This window comes from Actinoplanes awajinensis subsp. mycoplanecinus, from assembly GCF_001509495.1.
GTDB classification, from domain to species: Bacteria; Actinomycetota; Actinomycetes; order Mycobacteriales; family Micromonosporaceae; genus Actinoplanes; species Actinoplanes palleronii.
The window spans coordinates 22451-42933 of record NZ_LLZH01000257.1; the positions used below are offsets into that span (position 1 = coordinate 22451).

22 protein-coding genes and 2 tRNA genes are annotated in these 20483 nt (G+C 70.8%); 14 read left to right on the top strand and 10 right to left on the bottom strand.

Features of this window, described 5'->3' with window-relative positions; translation table 11 throughout:
- Window positions 1-56: 56 nt before the first annotated feature.
- The 8 genes from ADL15_RS25040 (at window position 57) to ADL15_RS25070 (ending at window position 7358) form a co-directional block, all read left to right on the top strand.
- Window positions 57-584, top strand: coding sequence for a 4Fe-4S binding protein (locus ADL15_RS25040; protein WP_373872938.1), 528 nt, complete (start codon window positions 57-59; stop codon window positions 582-584).
- The gene (locus ADL15_RS25045; RefSeq protein WP_067696012.1) at window positions 581-1189 is read left to right on the top strand and encodes an NADH-quinone oxidoreductase subunit J family protein; all 609 of its coding nucleotides are present in this window, start codon (window positions 581-583) and stop codon (window positions 1187-1189) included. Before ADL15_RS25040 ends, ADL15_RS25045 begins: the two co-directional genes overlap by 4 nt.
- A complete protein-coding gene (gene nuoK, locus ADL15_RS25050; RefSeq protein ID WP_067696015.1) occupies window positions 1189-1551 on the top strand; it encodes an NADH-quinone oxidoreductase subunit NuoK in 363 nt (120 codons plus the stop codon). Before ADL15_RS25045 ends, nuoK begins: the two co-directional genes overlap by 1 nt.
- Window positions 1548-3461 carry an NADH-quinone oxidoreductase subunit 5 family protein gene (locus ADL15_RS25055; RefSeq protein ID WP_067696018.1) on the top strand — a complete coding sequence of 638 codons (1914 nt, stop codon included), beginning with the start codon at window positions 1548-1550 and terminating at the stop codon, window positions 3459-3461. Before nuoK ends, ADL15_RS25055 begins: the two co-directional genes overlap by 4 nt.
- Window positions 3461-5023 carry a complex I subunit 4 family protein gene (locus ADL15_RS25060; protein ID WP_067696021.1) on the top strand — a complete coding sequence of 521 codons (1563 nt, stop codon included), beginning with the start codon at window positions 3461-3463 and terminating at the stop codon, window positions 5021-5023. Before ADL15_RS25055 ends, ADL15_RS25060 begins: the two co-directional genes overlap by 1 nt.
- Window positions 5020-5145 (top strand): hypothetical protein, encoded by a 126-nt coding sequence (locus tag ADL15_RS56520; RefSeq protein ID WP_269748375.1) that lies wholly within the window; start codon window positions 5020-5022, stop codon window positions 5143-5145. Before ADL15_RS25060 ends, ADL15_RS56520 begins: the two co-directional genes overlap by 4 nt.
- Window positions 5142-6596 (top strand): NADH-quinone oxidoreductase subunit N, encoded by a 1455-nt coding sequence (locus ADL15_RS25065; protein WP_067696024.1) that lies wholly within the window; start codon window positions 5142-5144, stop codon window positions 6594-6596. The genes ADL15_RS56520 and ADL15_RS25065 overlap by 4 nt, the downstream gene beginning before the upstream one ends.
- Before the next feature lie 384 nt (window positions 6597-6980).
- Window positions 6981-7358, top strand: coding sequence for a hypothetical protein (locus tag ADL15_RS25070; protein ID WP_067696026.1), 378 nt, complete (start codon window positions 6981-6983; stop codon window positions 7356-7358).
- 642 nt (window positions 7359-8000) lie between these two features.
- Here the strand turns inward: ADL15_RS25070 and ADL15_RS25075 are convergent.
- From ADL15_RS25075 to ADL15_RS25115, 9 genes are all read right to left on the bottom strand, one after another.
- On the bottom strand, window positions 8001-8387 hold the full coding sequence (locus ADL15_RS25075; protein ID WP_338025572.1) for a GNAT family N-acetyltransferase: 387 nt from the start codon (window positions 8385-8387) through the stop codon (window positions 8001-8003).
- Window positions 8388-8417: 30 nt separating this feature from the next.
- On the bottom strand, window positions 8418-9077 hold the full coding sequence (locus ADL15_RS25080; protein WP_067696032.1) for an MOSC domain-containing protein: 660 nt from the start codon (window positions 9075-9077) through the stop codon (window positions 8418-8420).
- Window positions 9074-9880 (bottom strand): GNAT family N-acetyltransferase, encoded by an 807-nt coding sequence (locus tag ADL15_RS25085; protein WP_067696035.1) that lies wholly within the window; start codon window positions 9878-9880, stop codon window positions 9074-9076. The genes ADL15_RS25080 and ADL15_RS25085 overlap by 4 nt, the downstream gene beginning before the upstream one ends.
- Before the next feature lie 19 nt (window positions 9881-9899).
- Window positions 9900-10907: an LLM class flavin-dependent oxidoreductase gene (locus ADL15_RS25090; protein WP_083971715.1), complete on the bottom strand. Its 1008-nt coding sequence runs from the start codon at window positions 10905-10907 to the stop codon at window positions 9900-9902.
- Window positions 10904-11470, bottom strand: coding sequence for a TetR family transcriptional regulator (locus ADL15_RS25095; RefSeq protein ID WP_067696043.1), 567 nt, complete (start codon window positions 11468-11470; stop codon window positions 10904-10906). The genes ADL15_RS25090 and ADL15_RS25095 overlap by 4 nt, the downstream gene beginning before the upstream one ends.
- Window positions 11471-11570: 100 nt before the next feature.
- Window positions 11571-12047 (bottom strand): DUF1707 SHOCT-like domain-containing protein, encoded by a 477-nt coding sequence (locus tag ADL15_RS25100; RefSeq protein WP_067696047.1) that lies wholly within the window; start codon window positions 12045-12047, stop codon window positions 11571-11573.
- Window positions 12048-12125: 78 nt separating this feature from the next.
- Window positions 12126-13394, bottom strand: coding sequence for an MFS transporter (locus ADL15_RS25105; protein WP_067696050.1), 1269 nt, complete (start codon window positions 13392-13394; stop codon window positions 12126-12128).
- A 127-nt stretch (window positions 13395-13521) separates the two neighbouring features.
- A complete protein-coding gene (htpX, locus tag ADL15_RS25110; protein WP_067696053.1) occupies window positions 13522-14409 on the bottom strand; it encodes a zinc metalloprotease HtpX in 888 nt (295 codons plus the stop codon).
- Window positions 14410-14592: 183 nt separating this feature from the next.
- Window positions 14593-14673 (bottom strand) — tRNA-Tyr (locus ADL15_RS25115).
- Between the two features lie 148 nt (window positions 14674-14821).
- Between ADL15_RS25115 and ADL15_RS25120 the strand changes: the two genes are divergently transcribed.
- The 3 genes from ADL15_RS25120 (at window position 14822) to ADL15_RS25130 (ending at window position 16901) form a co-directional block, all read left to right on the top strand.
- The gene (locus tag ADL15_RS25120; protein WP_067696056.1) at window positions 14822-15313 is read left to right on the top strand and encodes a YajQ family cyclic di-GMP-binding protein; all 492 of its coding nucleotides are present in this window, start codon (window positions 14822-14824) and stop codon (window positions 15311-15313) included.
- 54 nt (window positions 15314-15367) lie between these two features.
- A complete protein-coding gene (locus tag ADL15_RS25125) occupies window positions 15368-16003 on the top strand; it encodes a LysE family translocator (RefSeq protein ID WP_067696059.1) in 636 nt (211 codons plus the stop codon).
- An 88-nt stretch (window positions 16004-16091) separates the two neighbouring features.
- Window positions 16092-16901, top strand: a complete 810-nt coding sequence (locus tag ADL15_RS25130; RefSeq protein ID WP_067696221.1) for a sulfurtransferase — start codon at window positions 16092-16094, stop codon at window positions 16899-16901.
- A 4-nt stretch (window positions 16902-16905) separates the two neighbouring features.
- Here ADL15_RS25130 and ADL15_RS25135 read toward each other — a convergent pair whose 3' ends face one another.
- Window positions 16906-17301, bottom strand: coding sequence for a hypothetical protein (locus ADL15_RS25135; RefSeq protein ID WP_067696062.1), 396 nt, complete (start codon window positions 17299-17301; stop codon window positions 16906-16908).
- 221 nt (window positions 17302-17522) lie between these two features.
- Here ADL15_RS25135 and ADL15_RS53220 point away from each other — a divergent pair, with 221 nt between their 5' ends.
- From ADL15_RS53220 to ADL15_RS25145, 3 genes are all read left to right on the top strand, one after another.
- Window positions 17523-17705 (top strand): hypothetical protein, encoded by a 183-nt coding sequence (locus tag ADL15_RS53220; protein ID WP_157441594.1) that lies wholly within the window; start codon window positions 17523-17525, stop codon window positions 17703-17705.
- 53 nt (window positions 17706-17758) lie between these two features.
- Complete coding sequence (locus ADL15_RS25140; RefSeq protein ID WP_067696065.1) at window positions 17759-20290, top strand: putative bifunctional diguanylate cyclase/phosphodiesterase; 2532 nt, start codon at window positions 17759-17761, stop codon at window positions 20288-20290.
- Between the two features lie 95 nt (window positions 20291-20385).
- Window positions 20386-20458: transfer RNA gene (locus tag ADL15_RS25145), tRNA-Thr, on the top strand.
- Window positions 20459-20483: the final 25 nt, after the last annotated feature.

Genomic DNA, 20483 nt, shown 5'->3' on the forward strand with positions numbered 1-20483 from the left:
ACCGCCCGGTTCCTGGCAAGGGTCTGATCAATGGCCTTGCCGTCACGCTCAAGACGATGACCAGGAAGACCACCACACAGCAGTACCCGGACGTCGAACCGGACCTCCCGCCACGCAGCCGCGGTGTGATCGCGCTGTCCGAGGAGAACTGCACGGTCTGCATGCTCTGCGCCCGGGAGTGCCCGGACTGGTGCATCTACATCGACTCGCACAAGGAGGAGGTCGTCGTTCCCGGCGCCGCGCGCGCCCGCCAGCGCAACGTGCTGGACAAGTTCGACATCGACTTCTCCCTCTGCATGTACTGCGGGATCTGCATCGAGGTCTGCCCGTTCGACGCGCTGCACTGGACGCCGGAGTTCGAATACGCCGAGACCGACGTCCTCAACCTGCTGCACGACAAGGACCGGCTGGGCGACTGGATGCGGACCGTTCCGCCGCCGCCGGCCCACGACGTGCTCGGCGAGCCGTCCAAGGAAGAGGCGACCGCGGCACGCAAGGCCGCTGGTCCGGGCGCGGCCACTGCCGCCAAGACCGCAAGACCTTCCACGGTACGACCTGAGCCCCGTCCGGAGCCGGAACCGTGACCGTCGCCGACATCCTGATGATCGCCCTGGGTGCCCTCGCCGTCGGGTCCGGCGCTCTCGTGGTGACCAGCACCCACCTGGTCCGTTCCGGTCTCTACCTGGTGGTCAGCCTGGGCGCGATCGCCGGGCTCTACCTGGTCCTCGGCGCCGAGCTGGTCGCCTGGGTGCAGGTGCTGGTCTATGTCGGCGCCGTGGTCGTGCTGCTGCTGTTCGCGGTGATGCTGACCCGCGCACCGGTCGGCCCGTCCACCGACCTGGACCGCCCGATCGGCCCGTCCGCGCTGATCGGCGCCGGGATCGGCCTGGGCCTGGCCGCGCTCTTCGTCGACGCGTTCCACTGGATCGAGTACCCGCAGCGGGACCCGGGCACCGCCGAACGCCTCGGCGAGCAGATCTTCGGGACCTGGGTGCTGCCCTTCGAGGTGCTCTCGATCCTGCTGCTCTCCGCGCTGGTCGGCGCGATCGTGCTGTCCCGCCCGGACATCGGCGCCCGCCCGGCCCCGCCGGTCGAGGAGCCGGTGCCGGACGAGCCGGAGGACCCCGAGGGGCCCGAGGAGCCGGAGACCCCCCAGGACGAGGAGAAGGACGCGGAGGTCCCGGCCTGATGCATGTGACGATTCCGTACGTCGTCGCCGCCGCCCTGTTCGGGCTGGGTGTCTACGGTGTGCTGCGCCGCCGCAACGCGATCCTGGTGCTGATGGCCGTCGAGCTGATGCTCAACGCGGTCAACCTGATCCTGGTCACCGCGGACGTCTCGTTGCAGTCCGCGCTGCGCGGGGTGCCGGGCGAGGCGTGGGCCGCGCCGAACTCGCAGGCCGGCTCGGGCGGTGTGTTCGCGCTCTTCGTGATCGTGCTGGCCGCCGCCGAGGTCGGTGTCGGGCTGGCGATCGTGCTGCAGTACTACCGGATGCGGAAGGCCGTCGCGATCGACGAGGTGCCGCTCGCCGAGGAACAGGTGACCGAGTGATCGCGGGTTGGCTCGGGGCGCTGCTTCCGGGCGTACCCCTGTTTTTGGGTCTTGTCGGTCTCGTCCTCCCGCCGGGTGACGGCGGACCGCGACGGACCGCGGCCCTGTTCGGCGTCGCCGGCGCGGCTCTCGCGCTGCTCGACACGATCGTGCTGCTCGCCGTCTCGACCAGCCGGGGTGCGCCGCTGACCGCGAACGCACACTGGTTGTCGCTCGGCGGCATCGAGGTGACCGTCGGTTTCTCGGCCGGTGCGGCCGCGCTCTACGTCGCGCTCGCCGTCTGTGTGGTGGCGCTGTGCGTGCAGGTCTACTCGGTCACCTACCTGCACGACGATCCGCGGTACGCGCCGTACGCCGCGCAGGTCAGCCTGTTCACCGGCGCGATGCTGCTGGTGGTGACGTCCGGTGACCTGATCGGGCTGCTGATCGGCTGGGAGGTGATGGGCGCCTGCTCCTACCTGCTGATCGGGCACGACCGCCGGCTGCCCGAGGCGCCGGCCGCCGCGATGAAGGCGTTCCTGGTCACCCGGGTGGGTGACGTCGGCTTCCTGCTCGGCATCGCGCTGCTGATCGCGGACGCCGGCACGTCCCGGCTCGCCGACGTGCTGGCCCACGACTACTCCAGCGGCACCCTGACCGCCGCGTTGCTGCTGCTCCTGGCCGGGGTGGCCGGCAAGAGCGCGCAGTTCCCGCTGCACACCTGGCTGCCCGACGCGATGGCCGGCCCCACGCCGGTCTCCGCGCTGATCCACGCCGCCACGATGGTCGCGGCCGGCGTGTACGTGGTGGTCCGCACCTACCCGCTGTTCCAGCAGTCGCCCGCCGCGCTGGCGACTCTGGCGGTGATGGCCTCGATCACCATCCTGCTCGGTGCGCTGTCCGCGACGGCCCAGGACGACCTGAAGCGCGTGCTGGCCTGGTCCACGGTCTCCCAGATCGGTTACATGACCGGCGCGCTGGCCGTCGGCTCGCCCGCCGCCGCGCTGTTCCACCTGCTCACCCACGCCGCGTTCAAGGCGCTGCTGTTCCTCGCCGCGGGCGCCGTGATCCACGCGGTGGGCACCAACTACCTGTCCCGGATGGGCGGGCTGCGCGAGCACATGCCTGTCACGTTCTGGTCGTTCGTGATCGGCCTGGGCGCGCTGGCCGGGCTGCCACCGCTGGCCGGGTTCTGGTCGAAGGAGAACGTGCTGACCGCTGCGGCGCACGCCACCGACGGCGGCGAGCCGGTGCCGGTCTGGGCCGCCTGGCTGGTCTGGCTGTCCGCGCTGCTCGCGGTCGGTGTCACCGCCTGGTACGCGACCCGGCTGCTGCTCCGCGCGTTCTTCGGGCCGTCCCGCGAGCACGGTCCGGACGGGCCGCGCTGGGAGATCGGCTTCGACGACGCCCGGTACCGCACCACGGCCGTACCGCACGACCCACCCGGCCTGATGCGCTGGCCGATCCTGATCCTCACGGTCCCGGCCGCGCTGCTCGGGCTCGCCGCGTTCGCGCCCGGCTTCCGGCACGCCCTGGAGATGGACGACCCGCACCTGGGCGTCGCGATCCTGCTGCCGATGCTGCTGCTGGCGACCGGGGCCGGCACCGCGTGGTGGCTCTGGTGGGCCGCGCCCGGCGTGGACCCGGTCGAGGCGCTGGGCCGGGCCAGGCCGCTGTTCGCTTCCGGGTTCCACCTGGACACCGTTCAAGGCGTTTTGATCGTACGGCCGGCGAAGGCACTGGCCCGGCTGGTCACCGTCGCCGACGAGCAGGTGGTGGACGCCGCGGTCGAGGGCACCGGCACGGCGACACGGGAACTCGGCGGCATGTTCGCCGAGGCGCACCGGGTGGCACTGTCCGGCGCCGCGGTGCTGGTGTTCCTGGGCGCACTCGTGCTCGGCGTAGTCGCGTGGTTGGGAGTGGGCACCTGATGTACCGCGATTACGTTGCCGACTCGACCTGGTCCGCCGGGTCGATGGTGCTGCTGGCCATGCTGCTGGTGCCCGCGCTGGGTGCCGCCGTGGTGGCGCTGCTCCCGGCCGGCCGGGATCGCCAGGGCCGGATCGTCGCGACCGTCTTCGCGGCGATCACTTTCGGGCTCACGCTCCTGGTGCCGCTGGTGCGACCGAGCACCACCGACTTCGGCTGGTTCGCGTACGGCGACGGACCGCCGGTGCCGCCGCTGCTGCCCTGGGTGAACCTCGACCTGTCCTGGGTCCCGGCGCTCGGGCTGCGCTTCCACCTCGGGGTGGACGGGGTGTCCTATCCGCTGGTCGTCCTGACCGGGCTGCTGACGCTGCTGTGTTGCGCCTATACGGTGCGCAAGGTTCCGCACGGCGGCTCCGGTCGTACCCTCGCGGTCTTGCTCTTGATCTTGGAAGTCGGTGTCCTCGGCACCTTCCTCTCGTTGGACCTGCTGCTCTTCTTCGTGTTCTTCGAAGTGGTCCTGCTGCCGATGTATGCGGTGATCGCCGGTTGGGGCGGCCCGGAGCGGCGCGCGGCGGCCCGCAAGTTCGTGCTCTACACGCTGGCCGGCTCGGTCCTGCTGCTGCTCGGCGTGGTCCTGGTGGTGACCAAGGCGGGCACCGGCAACCTGATCATGCTGACCGGCGCCTCCGGGCTCACCCGGACCACCCAGTGCGTGGTGTTCGCCCTGCTCGCCGTCGCGTTCGCGATCAAGGCCCCGCTCTGGCCGCTGCACACCTGGCTGCCCGACGCGCACACCGAGGCGCCGACGGTCGGCTCGGTGATCCTGGCCGGCGTCCTGCTGAAGATGGGCACCTACGGCCTGATCCGGGTCGGCGTCGGTGTCGCGCCGGAGGGTGCCGCGTGGGCCGCACCCGCCCTCGGCGTCCTCGCCGTGATCGCCATCCTGGCCGGCTCGCTGATCTGTCTGCGCCAGCGTGAGCTGAAACGCCTGATCGCCTACTCCAGCGTCGGCCACATGGGCTTCGTGCTGCTCGGCATCGCGACGCTGACCGTCACCGGCCTGCAGGCCGCGCTGCTCGGCAACGTCGCACACGGGCTGATCACCGGCCTGCTGTTCTTCCTGGCCGGCACGATCAAGGACCGCGCCGGTACCGGCTCGCTCGACCAGCTCAGCGGCCTGCGGGAGACCGCGCCGCGGCTGGCCGGGCTGTTCGGGTTCGCCGCGATCGCCTCGCTGGGCCTGCCCGGGCTGGCCGGCTTCTGGGGCGAGGCGTTCGCCGTGGTGGGCGCGGTGCAGCGGGGCGGCCCGCTGTGGCTGACGCTCGCGGCCGTCGCGGCGCTGGGCGGGGCGCTGACCGCGGCCTACTTCCTGCGGCTGCTGCGCCGGCTGACGCAGGGGCCGACCACGCCGTCGGTGCACTCGCTGCGCACGACGATCGCCGGGGTGGAGTGGTTCGCCTGGGTGCCGCTGGTCATGTTGACGCTGCTGGTCGGGGTGCTCCCGGTGCTGGTGCTGGTGGACACGGCGTTGCCGCTGGCCACCTTGTTGGGGGTCCAGCCGTGATCGCTTCCGGTCGTCTGCGGGTCCTGTTGTTCGGCATCGACCTGGCGCTGATCTTGCCGTTTGTCGGCGGCCTGGCGCGGGTTCCGCTGTTCGTTTTCGGTCGCCTGGGGGTTCTGCGGTGAGCCAGTCGGTTGATCATTTTGCGTTGTTGCCGCTCTATGCGGCGGCCGGCACCGCGATCCTCGCCTTCCTGACCGACCTGTTTGTCGCCAAGCGCGCCGCGGTCCTCGCCGTCACCGCGCTCGGCGGCCTGGCCACCGCGGTGCTCGCCCTGGTCGTCGGCCCTTCGGCGGGAACGTTCTGCACCACCGGCGCCTGCTCCTGGGTCGCGACCTGGCCGGCCGCGGTCACCACGGTGCTCTTCGCGGCCCTGACCGTGGGTGTCCTCGCCTTCTCCGCGCCGGCCCTGCGTCTCGGCGCCGCACCGGCCGGCGAGTTCTGCTTCCTGCTGGCCTGCTCGATGACCGGCGGCGTGGTCGTCGCCTACGCCGGCGACCTGATCACCCTGATCGTCGGCCTGGAGACCCTCACGCTGCCGCTCTACGTGCTGGTCGGCCTGCGCCGCTTCGCCCACGACCAGCGCCCCACCACCACCGGCGCCTCCGCCTCGCTGACGTTCTTCCTGATCAGCGTGATCTCCACGGCGGTGACCCTGCTCGGCGCGGCCCTGAACTACGTCGCCACCGGCGCTCTGCACCTGGCCCTGCTCACTCCCGCGGCCGGCCCGTTCCGCCCGCTGGCCGGTGTCGGCGTCGCCCTGCTGGTGATCGGCCTGGCCTTCAAGGTCGCCGCGGTCCCGCTGCACGCCTGGGCTCCGGCCACCTACGACGGCGCCCCCGTACCGATCGCCGCCTACCTCTCCACGGCGTCCAAGCTCGGTGGCGTCCTGGCGCTGGCCGCGGTGGTCGCCCATCTGGACGCCCGGGCCGTACTCGCCGTCCTCGCGGTCCTCACCATGACCATCGGGAACCTGGTCGCCCTGCGCCAGACCCGGATGGTCCGGCTGCTCGCGTGGTCGTCGATCGCACAGGCCGGCTACATCTTGGCCGCGCTCGCGATCGGTGCGGCCGGCATCCCGGCCGCCCTGGCGTACGCGATCTTCTTTGTGGTTCTGGAATTCATCGCGTTCGGCGTGGTCGTCGCGCTCCGCCCGCCGGAAGCCGACGGCGGCACCCTCCTGGACTTCCGTGGCGCCGGTCGCCGCAGCCCGTGGCTGGGCGCCGCGCTGGTGCTGTCCCTGGCCGGTCTGGCGGGTCTGCCACCCGGCCTGGCCGGCCTGTTCGCCAAGCTGTCCGTGGTCAACACACTGGTACAGCACGGCTGGGCGTGGCTGGCCGGCGTGGTGGTCCTGAACGCGGTCATCGCCCTGGCGTACTACGTACGGGTGGCCACCTCGCTCTACACCCTGCCCGCCCGCATCGGCCTGACCGTCGCCGACCCGGTCCTGCTGGACGCGGCCCTGCACCCCCGCCTGCCGGTCACCCGCCCGGTGGCGGCGGCGCTGGCGATCTCAGCGGTGGTGGCGGTACTGGTGGGCTTCGCCCCCCAACTCCTCTTCAACGCCCTGACCTGACCACTTCTCGCCTTGTGGCGGGTCGCGCCTTGTGGCGGGTCGCGCCCTGTCCCGCGCCGTGCCCTGTCCCGGGTCTCGCCCTGCCTCGCGTTCGTGCTCCCGCCCCGCGCCCCAGGCCCCGCCTTGTATCGCGTCCGTGCTCCTGCCTCGCGCCTGCTCTCCGGCCTTGGCCCATGCCGAGTTTCTTCCTTTTCCCGCTCCGCGTTTCGCGCCCTGACTCGCCAGGCGTCTCTTGACCGGCCGGGTTCGCGTTTCTTCTCTGGGAGGCTTTGCGTTTCTTCCTGGCCGGTTCTCGGGCCTGATCCGTATTCGGCCTGCCCAGCCTCGGCCCGGCCCTGTCTCCGGTAGCGTGGCCCACCCAAGATCTGACGGGATGGAACCTTCATGAGCAGCCGGGCCCAACCGTGCCGCCACTGCGGCCGTCCCGTCGTCATCCGGATGACCCAGGCCGGCAAGTCCTGGCCGTTCGACAACGACCTGGTGTCGGTGGACGCGGACCTTCCGGAGGAACTGCGCTACATCCCGGCACCGGGCCGCGACGGCGTCATCATGATCCCGGTAGTCGATGTAAGTGATCAGCGACTGGTCGGCGTCCGCTGGTATGCGGTCCGGCACATCTGCGCGGAGTGGCTGCGCACCCGCCAGGCCAACCGCCGCGGCGACGTGAACCGAGCCATGAGCGTCGACTGGTCCGGCGACGCCCCCGCTACCTCTCCCCCCAGCACCGACACTTCCGCGGCAGAGCCGGACAAGAAGGGCTAAATCCGCCATGTCCGGGAGCGGACTCGCTCGTGGTGGGGCCAGGCGGGGCGGGCGGCGGGTAACGATGCGCTGCGCCAGCCGCACCCCGCAGAAGGCGACGGCGTCCACCACGCAGCGGCTGGTCCTCAAGCCCGTTTTGCCAGGTAATAACGGCGCTGGCAGCCAGCCAGGCCTCCCCGGCTGGCTGTGGGGGCCGTTATGGGTGGGTCATAAGGGCGCTGGCGGCTAGCTGGGCGTTTCCGGCTGGTTGTGGGGGCCGTTATGGGTGGGTCATAAGGGCGCTGGCGGCTAGCTGGGCGTTTCCGGCTGGCTGTGGGGGCCGTTATCGGCCTGTCATAACGGCGCTCAGGACCAGCTGGGTGCCTGTGGCTGGTGGTCAGGGCTGTGTCGTGTCCGGTTTGACCGCCGTGAGCGCCAGCCGCGCTGTCGGCGAGCGCCCATCGTCGTTTCGGGGCCGGCATTCCCGCCATGGGCGCTCGCTGGTCCGGGCTGGCGAGCGGTTGCGATAGGAATGGGCCGCTACAGGAACCGTGGGTGCTCGCCGGGCGGGGCTGGGCCGAACTGGGCGGGGCCGAACCGAGCCGGGCCGAACCGAACCGGGCCGGGCGGGGCCGGGCGGGGCGGGGCGGAGCGGGGGTGGGGCTACTTCACGCGGCGGGTGGAGCGGGCGACCAAGGGCTCGTACTCCGGGTGCTTGTCGACCCACTCCGAGACGAACGGGCACATCGGGACCACCGTTCGCGTCTTGGCCCGGGCGTCGTCCAGGGCTGCCTTGGCCAGCGCCGAACCCACCCCGTGCCCCTCGAACTCCGGGTCGACCTTGGTGTGCGTGAACACGATGATCGGGCCGGTGATCTGGTAGGTCAGCACCCCGGCGAGCGCCCCGGCCTCGTCCCGGGCCTCGAAGCGTCCCTTGTCCGGCACATCGGTCACCACGATCTCCATACCGGCCATCCAATCACCCCGCGGGGAAGCCCGCGCCGCGGGGAAGATCACCCCGCCGGGAAGCCCACGCCGCGGGGGGATCACCGCGCCGGGGAGATTCTCGGGCGGGGTAGGTCAGGAGAGGCGGTCTGTGACCTCCGCCAGCAGGTCCGGCGGCAGTTCCGGGGCGTCAAGCAGCCTCGCCAGCCGGGACTGGTCGTGCATGTAGATCTCGAACGCCTCGGCAACCGTCAGCCCGTGCGCCGGCCGGTCCACCACCGCGATCCGGTCACCCGGGCCGAGCGGGCCTTCAACGACCACCCGCAGGTACGCCCCGGTCCGGTTCTCCCGGGCGAACCGCTTCACCCAGCGCGGCTCCGCCATCCGGTTCTGGAACGTCACGCACGGGATCCGCCCGAACGTCACCTGCAGCACCAGCCCGGACCCGAACTCCCAGCGCTCGCCGATCACCGCACCGGCCAGGTCCAGCCCGGACGTCGTCAGGTTCTCCCCGAACAGCCCCGGCGGGAGCGGGCGACCCAGCTCGGCGGACCACCACGCGTAGTCCTCGCTGGCGTACGCATAAATGGCCTGATCGTTTCCGCCGTGGTGTTTGGTGTCGCCGATGTGGTCGCCGACCACGCCGCTGTGCAGGCCGCTGCGTTTCGGCCCGGGCGCGCGCACCGTCACCGGCTCGGTCACCGGCTGCTTGTGGATCCCGGTGGTCGGCACGTCCTTGCCCAGGCTCGGCGCGGGCGGGCCGACGTTCACCGACAGCGCTGTTCCGGTCGTCATCTGAACTCCACCATCGCTCGATCCTCCACCGGCCGATAGCCGAGCCGGTGGTAAAGCGCGTTGCTGGTCGGGTTCGCCAGGTCGGTGTAGAGCACCACCTCGCTCGCGCCCTCGTCGAGCGCGGCCCGGGTGGCGGCGGCCGTCGCCCCGCCGGCATAGCCGCGCCGCCGCAGCTCGGGAGGTGTCCAGACGGTCAGGATGCGTACCATCCCGGCTTGTGGCCGGGAGCGGACCGCCATCGCGACCGGCACGCCGTCGTCGGTCCAGAGCGTGACGCGGGAGTATTCGATGGTGTCGATGCCGGGCCCGCGGTTGCCGATGAACGCGTCGAAGCCGGCGAACCAGTCGACCAGCAGGTCCCGGTCGGCGGCGGTGGCCGGGCGCGCGACACCGGGCGGTGCCGGCTCGGGTGGGGTCAGGGCACCGAGCCGATGCAGCCGGGTCCTCATGCCGGCGACGTACGGCCGATCACCGGCGAATCGCGGGATGTCGCCGGCGAGCATGTTCACCCCGGCGATCGGCCGGTCGGCGAGCGCGGTGACCGCCGCCGGGACAGCGTCGGCCGGCAGCTCGCTGAACAGCACCGGGTGTGGTGGCGTCTGCAGGAGCACACCCCTGATCGCGGCACCGGGCGTCGTCCACCAGCCGAAGAACGGGTCTTCCGGTCCGTACGCATGCGGTCCTCGCGATCGCAAGGTGTCGACAAGCGTGAGAAAAACAGTGTGCCGGACCGGCGCGGACCTGAGGAATTCGCCCGTGACCGCGGCGAATTCCTCCACATCGGACGTCAGCTGCCAAGCCATGCCGCCATCCTAAGACGGCCTAGAGGCCCCACGCCTTCGCAATTCGGGCCAGGGTGTCCTGCCGGGTCGCCGGGTCATAGGTGGTCCCGGCCAGGATCAGCTCGTTCGCGCCGGTGCGCTCGACCAGTGCGTCCAGGTCGGCGACCACCTCGTCGGCGGTGCCCGCGTACTGGGTGCCGGGCAGCGAGTTCAGCATCTGCCGATCAAGATCGGACAGTTCACGCTCGGCGGCCGCGGCGGGCGAGATGATCGGGCCGAGTCGTCCGGTGCGCAGGCTCAGCGCCATGATCCGGCTGGGGCCGGCCAAGTACTGCGCCTCCTCGGTCGTCTCGGCCGCGATCACCGAGGCGCTGACCATCACGTGCGGCTCCGGGAACCGCTCGGACGGCTGGAAGCCGGACCGGTAGAGCTGCAGCGCGCTGTCCACGTCGGACGCGATGGCGAAGTGGTACGCGTAACAGAACGGCAGGCCCAGCGCCGCCGAGATCTGCGCGCCGTAGGTCGACGATCCGAGGATCCAGACCTCGGGGAACGTCTCCGGCGCCGGGGTGGCCATCAGCCGCCCGGTCTTGCCGGCCGCCCGCTCGTCCCCGAGCAGCCCCAGCACGGTCTGCAGGTGCTCCGGGAACTGCTCGACGGTCAGGTAGGGCGAGACCCCGCGCAGCGCCGCCGCGGTGGCCTGGTCGGTGCCCGGCGCCCGCCCGATGCCCAGGTCGATCCGGTCCGGGTAGAGCGCCTCGAGCAGCGCGAACTGCTCGGCCACCACGAACGGCATGTGGTTCGGCAGCATCACCCCGCCGGAGCCCACCTTGATCCGCCGGGTCTGCGCGGCAACCGCACCGATCAGGACCGGCGGCGTTGTCGACGCGACGGCCGGCATGTTGTGGTGCTCGGCCACCCAGAACCGGGAGTAGCCCAGCTCGTCGGCGGTCTTGGCGACGTCGACGGTGCCGCGCAGCGCGTCGGCGCTGCTGTGCCCCTCGCGGACGGTGGCCAGGTCCAGGACGGAAAGCGGTACGCGGGTCATGAGGTCGTCCATTCCGGAGATTGCAGGAGGGTGAAGCCCTCGTCGATCAAGCGGTGCAGGCCGGCGATGCCGGTGTGCGTGTCCCAGCGCGGCGCCACCGTGTTGAGCACCGTGCGCGCGGTGTTGATCTGAAGGTCGAGCTGCAGGTCGGTCGCGGCGGTGCCGCGGTGCGCGGCCCAGTCGCGGACGGCGTCCCAGAACCGGTCGCAGGTGTCCCGCGAGCAGGCGCCCAGCTCGGGGGAGGCGCCGACCACCCGCTGCTGCCGGATCATCCGGTCGGCGGTTGCCGCCGTGTAACCGAGGATCAGCTGGTGCAGCGCGGTCCAGAGCGGCTCGCCCGGCGGCCGGGCGGCGGTGAGCTCGGCCCACAGCCGCGGGTCGTCCGGGTCCGGGTCGAAGAGCACCGACTCCTTGCCGGCGAAGTAGTTGAAATACGTCCGGCGGGAGATCCCGGCGCTGGCCACGATGTCGTCGACCGAGACCGCGTCGAAGCCCCGCTCGGCCATCAGATCGACGGCCGAGTCACGGATCAGGCGCCAGGTCTCCGGGCTGCGTTGTCGCACGCTCCCGACACTAGCGCGGCGTGCACTGAGTGCAACTTAGAACCGGCGATGGTGGCGCCGGATGTGAGTTGGAACCGGCGATGGTGGCGCCGGATGTGGGTTAGAACCGGCGATGATGGCGGCGGATCACCTGGACGCCGACCGTGACGGCCCCGAGGGCGGCGCCGGGCACCGTCAGCCAGACCGGCCAGGGGTAGACGTAGCCGTCGACAGTCGCCCAGACCAGCAGATACACCACCACGTTGACCGCGGCCAGCGAGCCCAGGATGGTCCAGAGCACCATCAGCGCGACCGGCAGCCGTCGTGCCGCGCGCCGTGCCTCGGCGCTCTGCCGGGCTTGCACCTCGGCCGCGCTGACTCCGGGCCGGGGCAGATCCTGGACCAGGACAACCAGTTCCGCGTACGTCTGAGCGGAGTAGGCCCCGGCGACCCGCTCGTCGTACTCGTGCAGCGACAGCCGGCCCTCGTCGAGCGCGTCCTTCAGCTGCTCGGCGACCTGCTGCCGGTCGGTGTCGGCCGCGCGCAGGGTGTCGAGCCGCTCCGCACGCCGGCCGGGACCGGTGACTTCCTTGGCCATGGCCGGACTCCTTCGCGCACGCCGTCTCTCGGCGTCAGGCTATCCAAACCAGACCAACCGGTGGGGGCGGCGTGCCGCTCAGATCGCCTCGGCGGCGACCGCGTCGTCCAGCCGGATCGTCGCGTGCCGGTCGGCCCGGGCCACCGGCCCCTCCGGCGCGGCGGCCACCGTGGCCGCCAGGAACAGCACCCCGGCCGCGAAGAGGAACGCCCACGGCAGCCCGCCCGGCTGGTCGACGATCACCCCGGCCAGCGCACCACCCGCGGCGCTGCCGGAGACCGACACGGTCACCATCCAGGTGTACGCCTCGTTCAGCATCCCGGCCGGGGCGACCCGGCTCACCAGGCTGTTCACCACGGTCAGCGCGGGCGCGATGACCACGCCGCCGAGCACCAGGGCCGCACCCAGATAAACCGGGCCGGGCATCAGCGCCAGCACCACGAAACTCGCCGCGACCGCGCCCAGCAGCCAGGCGAACTGCCGGGACAGCGCCATGTCCGGGTGCCGGGTGCCGAACCAGATGCCGCCGATCGCGCTGCCGACACCCCAGACGCCGAGCAGCACCCCGCCCAGCGAATCGCCGCCACCGTGCTGCGCCGCGTAGGCCGGCACGATCACGCCGGCCGCCCCGAACGCGACACCGAGCGCGCCGGCGCAGAGCACCAGCGCCGGGAAGCCGCTGACCCGCAGCGGGCCGAGCCCCTTCGTCACGTGGTCGGGGTGGATCGCGCCGCGGTGCTGCATGACCGGCAGGCGGGAGATCCACGTCGTACCGACGAGCGTGGTCACGGCCGAGCAGATCAGCGCGGTGGCCGGTCGCCCGGTGATCACCATGAACACCGCGACGAGCATCGGACCGACCACGAAGACCAGCTCGAAGAGTGACGTCTCGGCGGCCATCGCGGCGGCCCGCAGCCCGTGCTGCCCGGTGCCGACCGAGGTCATGTCGGTCCAGGCGCGCCGGATCGCCGCGGTCAGCGTGGGATAGGTCGCGCCGCCCGCCGCCGACGCCACGAAGATCCAGGGCAGCGCGTCCTCGCCGCCGCTGGTGGCCAGCAGCACGCCACCGAGCGCGAGCGGGTGCAGGATTCCGGTGGCGAGCAGGATGCGGGCGGGGCCGATCCGGTCGGCGAGCCGTCCGGCGACCGGGCTGAGGGCCGCACCGGCCAGTGCGTAGATGCCGCCGGCGAGCCCGGCCGCGGCGTACCGCCCGGTGGCCTGCTCGACGAGCAGGAGCAGTCCGAGCGGTGTCATGCCGGTGCCGAGCCGGGCCAGGATGCCGACGACCAGCAGGGTCCGTCCGCCCGGCAGTTGCCACACGCCAAGGTACTGACGCAATGCGGTCACGGGCGGGACCTCCGAGGGGCGCGGCGGGCGGGAAGGTCTCCGACGCTAACGCCGCGCCACCGAAACATCACGGAAATAAAGGCCGCTGTCGCGCTCCTCACGGCGTCCGATTTTTTGGTACGACGGATCAGCGCAGGTAAGGCCGAGCCGCCCCACGGGTGAGCGACGCCTGCTCGTGCAGCCGCTTGATCCGCTCCGCCATCGGCGGGTGGGTGGAGAACAGCGCGGAGAGGCCACCACCCGCGAACGGGTTGGCGATCATCAGGTGCGCCGTGCTGGTGAGCCGGCTGTCGGCGGGCAGCGGCACCCGCTGCGTACCGTAGTGGATCTTTTCGAGGGCGCTGGCGAGCGCGAGCGGGTCCCCGGTCAGGGTGGCGCCGGACGCGTCGGCCTGGAACTCCCGGTTGCGGCTGATCGCCAGCTGGATGACCGACGCGGCCAGCGGGCCGAGGATCAGCATCAGCAGCAGCGACGCCGGGTTCGGCGAGTCCTCGTCGTCCGACCCGCCGAACGGCAGGAAGATCGCCAGCTGCGCGAACATCGTGATGATCCCGGCCAGCGCACCCGCCACGCTGGAGATCAGGATGTCCCGGTTGTAGACGTGCGACAGCTCGTGCCCGATCACGCCGCGCAGCTCACGCTGGTCGAGGATCCGGGTGATGCCGACCGTCACGGCGACCGCCGCGTGCTCCGGGTCCCGCCCGGTCGCGAACGCGTTCGGCTGCATCGACGGTGAGACGTAGAGGCGCGGCATCGGCTGCCCCGCCTGCTGAGCCAGCTCACGCACCATGTGGTGCAACGCCGGGAACTCGGCCTCGCTGACCGGCTGCGCGCCCATCGCCCGCAGCGCGATCTTGTCCGAGAAGAAGTAGCTGACCGCGTTGGTGACCAGCGAGAAGACCACCGCGATGACCAGTCCGGTGCTGCCGCCGAGCCAATACCCCACGGCCAGGATGAGACCGGTGAGCACGCCGAGCAGGGCGGCAGTCTTGAGTCCGTTGTGATGGCTGTGCACGTTCGACTCCTTCAGCGAGCGGGTTCGTGACCCGCTCTCCAGAGAACGCGAACTTCCTGCACGTTCATCCCCGAGGTCGCTGTGAGTTCGCTGGGCACACCGGAGAGTGACATGTCGTCCGCCACAACGAGAACGGCCCCGGCGCCACGTTTCCGTGGACACCGGGGCCGTTCTTCCTGCCTGTGGCGGATGCAGGATTCGAACCTGCGAAGGTTTCCCGACGGATTTACAGTCCGCTCCCATTGGCCGCTCGGGCAATCCGCCTGGGCAACTGCCGTGGTTTCCCGCAGCAGCGGACATCAGAATAGCCGTACCGCGGGGCCGGTCCGCAACCGGGTACGGTCGGCATGTCGCGGGGTCCTCACCGGCCCGTGAGCGACATCGACAAGCACCCAGCCGCAGGAGTCTGATCATGGCAGCCAACCCGTCGTTCGACGTCGTCAGCAAGGTCGACCGGCAGGAGGTCGACAACGCTTTCCACCAGGCGGAGAAGGAGCTGAGCACCCGATTCGATTTCCGGGGCACCGGCACCGAGCTCGCCAAGTCGGGAGAGGCCTTCACCATCACGTCCGAGACCGAGGATCGTGCTCTGGCCGCGCTCGACGTGTTCAAGGAAAAGCTGGTGAAGCGGAACATCTCGCTGAAGTCCCTGGACGCGGGGGAGCCCCGGCAGTCCGGCAAGACCTTCAAGATCGATCTCAAGATCGTCGAGGGGATCGAGACCGACAAGGCCAAGGCGATCAGCAAGAAGATCCGGGACGAGGGCCCGAAGGGCGTGCAGGCCCAGATCCAGGGCGACAGCCTCCGGGTGACCGGCAAGAAGCGCGATGACCTGCAGGCGGTGATCGCCCTGCTCAAGCAGGAGGACTTCGGCGTCGCCCTGCAGTTCGACAACTACCGCTGATCACCCGAATGGCTTGATCATCGCCGGGTTCGGAGAAGGAGCAGGAATGCGCACATGGATCTGACCCACGCCGTCCTCTCCTTCGCCGTCCTCGGTGCCCTGCTCACCATCACGCCCGGCCTGGACACCGCGCTGGTGCTGCGCGCGGCCGTCACGATGGGCCGCGGTCCCGCCTTCGCCACCGCGTTCGGCATCGGCACCGGCGCCCTGGTGTGGGGCGCGGCCGCCGCGGTCGGGGTCTCCGCGCTGCTCACCGCGTCCACCGTCGCCTACACGGCGCTCCGGGTGGCCGGCGCGGCGTACATGCTCTACCTCGGCGCCCGGATGATCCGCGCCGCGTTCCGGTCCGCCGCCGCCGATGACGTGGCGGCTGCCGCGCTGGTGGCGCCGACCCTGTGGAGCACGTTCGGCAAGGGCTTCTTCACCAACCTGCTGAACCCCAAGATCGGTGCCTTCTACATCGCGGTGATCCCGCAGTTCCTGCCGCCGGGGGAGTCGCCGCTCGGCGTCGGCCTGCTGCTGGCCCTGGTGCACGACGTGGAGGGCCTGGCCTGGTTCACGTTGATCATTTTCGGCGCGCAGGCGGCGCGTGGCTTCCTGGCCCGGCGCGCGGTCCGGCGTAGCGTCGATGCCGGAACCGGCGCCGTCCTGATCGGTTTCGGCCTGCGCCTGGGCCTGTCCAGCCGATGAAATAACTCGAGCCGGTGACAGAACTCCGGCCGGTGACAGATCTCGGCCGATGAGAAGCCGATGAGAAACCGTTAGGCAGGTGGCGAGCGTGATCGACCCCGTGGTGGACCTGGCCTGGCTGCGCGCCAACGCCGGTGACGTGATCCTGGCCGACGTCCGCTGGTACCTCGACGGTCGTTCCGGCGCCGAGGCGTACCGGAAAGGTCATCTGCCCGGCGCGGTCTTCATCGACCTGGACACCGCGCTTGCCGCTCCGGCCTCGCCGGCGGAGGGCCGGCATCCGCTTCCGGATCCGGCGGTCTTCGCCGCGGCGATGTCCGCCGCCGGCATCGGCGACGCGGACCGGGTGGTTGCCTACGACGATGCGGGCGGCGTCATCGCCGCTCGTCTGATCTGGTTGCTGCGGTCGATCGGCCGCCAGGCCGCGCTCCTCGACGGAGGCCTTCTGTCGTACGACGGTGAGCTCACCACCGACGTCCCGTCCCCGCCGCGGGCCGACTTCACCCCGCGGGAGTGGCCGGCCGAGCGGCTGGCCTCGCTGACCGACACCGCCGACGGCGGCCACGTGGTGCTCGACGCGCGGGACGCTCCCCGGTTCCGCGGCGACACCGAGCCGGTCGACGCGCGTCCCGGTCACATCCCGGGCGCCCGCAACCTGCCCTGTCGCGACAACGTGACACCGGACGGCCGCTTCCTCCCGGTCGCCGAGCTGCGCGACCGGTTCGCCGCGGCGGGTGCGGACGGCACCGCCGAGGTGATCTCCTACTGCGGTTCCGGTGTGACCGCCTGCCACAACCTGATCGCCATGGAGCACGCCGGCCTGGGCCAGGGGCGGCTCTACCCGGGATCCTGGTCGCAGTACGCCGCCACCGACCGCCCGGCCGCCACCGGCGACTGACCGCTCAGTCCGGGCGGCCGGCCAGCCCTCGGGCGGCGTCCGCGGCGTCGGGGTCAAGTCCCTGGTACCCGGCCTGTTCGTGCAGCCGGGTCTGCTCCTCGATCCAGCGCTGGTGCGCCTCCCAGGCGGCCTGCTTGCTGCTGCCGAGCGCGGCGCCGATCTGGGTCCACGAGGTGCCGGCGGCTCGCGCGGACCCGACCATGGCCTGCCGGCCGTACCCGGCCTTGCGGATCACCACCTCGCTGAGCGCGAGCATCTCGAGGATCTCGGTGGGGGAGAGGCCGGAGGTGTCGTGATCCGGGTTCATGGCCGCGAGGGCGTCCCGCATCCGCAGGTCGTCATAACGCCGAGTAGCGGTGATCAGCGTGTGCTGTCGTTCTAACTCGTCGGGAGTCGCCATACAACCACTCTGGCCGTCAGGTCAGCCTGACGTCAAGGAGCCTTGACGCGCCTTGGTGAATTGTTCTCACTTCTACCAATAAATCGCCCATAAAGCCGCCAATTCTTCAACGAGGACAGCCATGGTCGACTCAGCCGTTCGGCCAGGTTTTACTGCGGCGCCGTGGCGACCCGCTGTTGAACACTCCCTGTCGCACAGGCGGTGTGGCACCATCATGGTGCTTGCAAAACAGCGACGTGCAAAACATGGGAGCCGACATGTCTTCAAGGAAGCTGGGCCGCTTTGCCGGCTTGGTTTTGGCGCTCGCAGTGGTGATCGGTGGTCTCGGCTTCGCTGGAGCTTCTGACGAGGTCGCCGGCACTTCCGCGGTCCTCTACCACACGCTCGAGAGCGTCTGGGGCTGACGAACCCCAACGGTTGGCGACCTCGCGGGCAGATCGACTGACCAAGGAGAGTCATGAGCGGGCGTCGCCCATCGAGCAGACGTTCCTCCGACTATGCCTGGCTGATCACTGGACCGTTGGCGCTGTTCGCGATGCTCGGCTTGATCGGGTTCTCGATCGCCGACGACAATTGGTATCACCACTGGGCTGGCGGCCTGCTGGCAGCTGTCGGACTCTTCGCCTCCGGCTTGGCGGTCACCAACATCTTCATTCGGCGGCAGACGTATTCCGTCACGATTACCGAGATCCCGCTCGTCCTGGCTCTGCACTACCTCTCGCCGCCGATGGTGATCCTCGCGGTGACGGTCGGTGCCGCGGCGTCGTTCCTGCGTATCCGGATGGAACCGACCAAGCTCTTCTTCAACGTCGCGAATTCCGCGGCCCGGGCGACGGTCACCCTCATCGTCATCGCCGCGCTGCCGAAGGCTGAAGGCGTCGGACCGGCTACCTGGGCGGTCCTCTTCACCGCGGTCATGGCCGGAGCGATGGCCTCACACATCGCCGTCGCCAGCGTCATCGCCGTGGTCCAGGGCCGCTATGCCGGTCAGGTCGCCCTGCGCGCCGGCCTCTCGGCCCTGATTACCGCCGCGATCAACATCGCGGTCGGTCTGGTCGTCCTGCTCGTGGTCGACACCACCTGGTGGGCGATCCTGCTGCTCGCGGTCCTGGCCGCCGCGCTGGTCTTCGTCTTCCGCTCCTTCACCGACTTCTTCCGGCAGCACCGCACTCTGGCCGAGGTCTACGAGCTCACCCTCGCGGTGCGGGACCAGGCGGCCGACGGGGCCCTGCCCGACGTGTTGCTCGGCCGGGTCCGCACGCTCATGCGTGCCGAGTTCTCCACGCTGTGGCTGGCCCCGCAGGGCCGGCACCCGGAGGTGCTGCTCACCTCCCGGGTCGACGACGAGGCCGGGCTGTTCGACATCTCCCCGACTCCCGTTACGGTCCGTGACGGCGTGGTGCGGGACGGCCGGGCGATCGCGGTCGGACCACAGCTTGAGGATACCGACGACCGGCGTGCTGAGCTGCGATCTGCGAATGCCCGCGACCTGATCGTGGTTCCGCTGCGTTCCGGGCAGACCACGATCGGCACGCTCGAGGTAATGAACCGGCTCGGCCCCTACAACACCTTCCGCCCGGCCGATGTGCAGGTGCTGGAGACGATCGCGGCCCACGTCGCGGTCGCGGTGGAGAATTCCCGGCTGGTCGACCGCCTGCGCTACGACGCCTATCACGACCGGCTCACCGCCCTCCCGAACCGCCGCCGGATGATCGACGCGCTGGCCGAGTCGGTGACCGTGCAGGTCGAGGCGGAGGTGGTGGCGGTGCTGCTCTTCGATGTGGACGGCCAGCGCACCGTCAACGAGTCGATGGGCCACGCGGCCGGCGACAAGCTGCTCGCCGAGGTGGCCGAGCGCCTGCGCGGCATCGCCGGTCCGGGCGCCCTGGTCGGGCGGGTCGGCGGCGACGAGTTCATGGTGACGCTGCGGGCCGAGGGAATCGACGAGACCCTGGAGCTGGCCACCAAGATGCGCGAGCGGCTGCGCGGCCCGATGGCGGTCGGCTCACTCACGCTCGATGTGGACACCGCGGTCGGCGTCTCGGTCTACCCCGACCACGGCAGCGACCCGGAGACCCTGCTCCAGCGGGCCGAGCTGGCGGCCAACGCGGCCAAGGCCCTTCCGTACGGCGTGCAGCCGTTCCACCCGGCGCTGGAGTCCCGCGCCGTCCGACGGCTGGGTATCGCCGCGGACCTGCGCCGGGCGATCGACAACGACCAGCTGGAGGTCTACTTCCAGCCCAAGGTGACGCTCGCCGACCGGCACGTGATCGGCGTCGAGTGCCTGGCCCGCTGGGTGCACCCGGCGCACGGCGAGGTCGCCCCGGAGGACTTCGTCGCGGTGGCCGAGCACACCGGACAGCTGGCCCGGCTCACCGAAGTGGTGCTCACCGCCGGCCTGCGGCACTGCAAGCTCTGGGCGGACGCCGACCGCCCGCTCTCCATCGCGGTCAACCTGTCGGCGCGCACCCTGCTCGACTCGCGCTTCCCGGACCTGGTCCAGGAGCTGCTGGAGGAGCACCGGGTGGAGCCCGGCCAGGTCACCTTCGAGATCTCCGAGCCGGGCATGCTGAGCGACATCGAGCGGGTGCTGCCCAGCCTCTATCGCCTGCGCGACCTGGGTGTCCGGCTGAGCGTCGACGACTTCGGCACCGGCGCCTCCTCGCTCGGCTACCTGCGTCAGTGGCCGGTGCACGAGGTGAAGATCGACGACACCTTCGTGCAGGGGATGGCGACCGACACCGGTGACCTGGCGATCGTCCGGGCGGTGGTGGGGCTGGCCCGCGAGTTCGGCCTGACCGTGGTCGCCGAGGGCGTGGAGAGCGAGCTGACCCTCGGGCTGCTGGAGGAGATGGGCTGCGAAATCGGTCAGGGCTACCTCTTCAGCCGGCCGCTGCCGTTCGAGCGGCTGGAGGCCTGGCTGAGCGCTCAGACCGAGCCGGAGAGCACGCCGACGGGCGAGGTGCGCAGGCTCCGAGCGGTCATCTGACCTGCGTCTTCGGTTTGTTGGGGGTACCGATTTCACCCCGGGTCCGGGGCCGTGTAGTCTTACTTCTGCAGCGAGCGAGTGATCGCAAGCGGCAAGCCCCCTTAGCTCAGTCGGCAGAGCGTCTCCATGGTAAGGAGAAGGTCTACGGTTCGATTCCGTAAGGGGGCTCTACCGGGCTCGTTCCCGCCGCCCG

What these genes read in the sequence shown, in the direction of transcription:
- ADL15_RS25040 (WP_373872938.1), top strand. Translation starts at nt 57, where the DNA reads ATGACCAGGAAGACCACCACACAGCAGTACCCGGACGTCGAACCGGAC.
- nuoK (WP_067696015.1), top strand. Translation starts at nt 1,189, where the DNA reads ATGCATGTGACGATTCCGTACGTCGTCGCCGCCGCCCTGTTCGGGCTG.
- ADL15_RS25060 (WP_067696021.1), top strand. Translation starts at nt 3,461, where the DNA reads ATGTACCGCGATTACGTTGCCGACTCGACCTGGTCCGCCGGGTCGATG.
- ADL15_RS25070 (WP_067696026.1), top strand. Translation starts at nt 6,981, where the DNA reads ATGAGCAGCCGGGCCCAACCGTGCCGCCACTGCGGCCGTCCCGTCGTC.
- ADL15_RS25080 (WP_067696032.1), bottom strand. Translation starts at nt 9,077, where the DNA reads ATGACGACCGGAACAGCGCTGTCGGTGAACGTCGGCCCGCCCGCGCCG.
- ADL15_RS25085 (WP_067696035.1), bottom strand. Translation starts at nt 9,880, where the DNA reads ATGGCTTGGCAGCTGACGTCCGATGTGGAGGAATTCGCCGCGGTCACG.
- ADL15_RS25090 (WP_083971715.1), bottom strand. Translation starts at nt 10,907, where the DNA reads ATGACCCGCGTACCGCTTTCCGTCCTGGACCTGGCCACCGTCCGCGAG.
- ADL15_RS25100 (WP_067696047.1), bottom strand. Translation starts at nt 12,047, where the DNA reads ATGGCCAAGGAAGTCACCGGTCCCGGCCGGCGTGCGGAGCGGCTCGAC.
- ADL15_RS25120 (WP_067696056.1), top strand. Translation starts at nt 14,822, where the DNA reads ATGGCAGCCAACCCGTCGTTCGACGTCGTCAGCAAGGTCGACCGGCAG.
- ADL15_RS25125 (WP_067696059.1), top strand. Translation starts at nt 15,368, where the DNA reads ATGGATCTGACCCACGCCGTCCTCTCCTTCGCCGTCCTCGGTGCCCTG.
- ADL15_RS25135 (WP_067696062.1), bottom strand. Translation starts at nt 17,301, where the DNA reads ATGGCGACTCCCGACGAGTTAGAACGACAGCACACGCTGATCACCGCT.
- ADL15_RS25140 (WP_067696065.1), top strand. Translation starts at nt 17,759, where the DNA reads ATGAGCGGGCGTCGCCCATCGAGCAGACGTTCCTCCGACTATGCCTGG.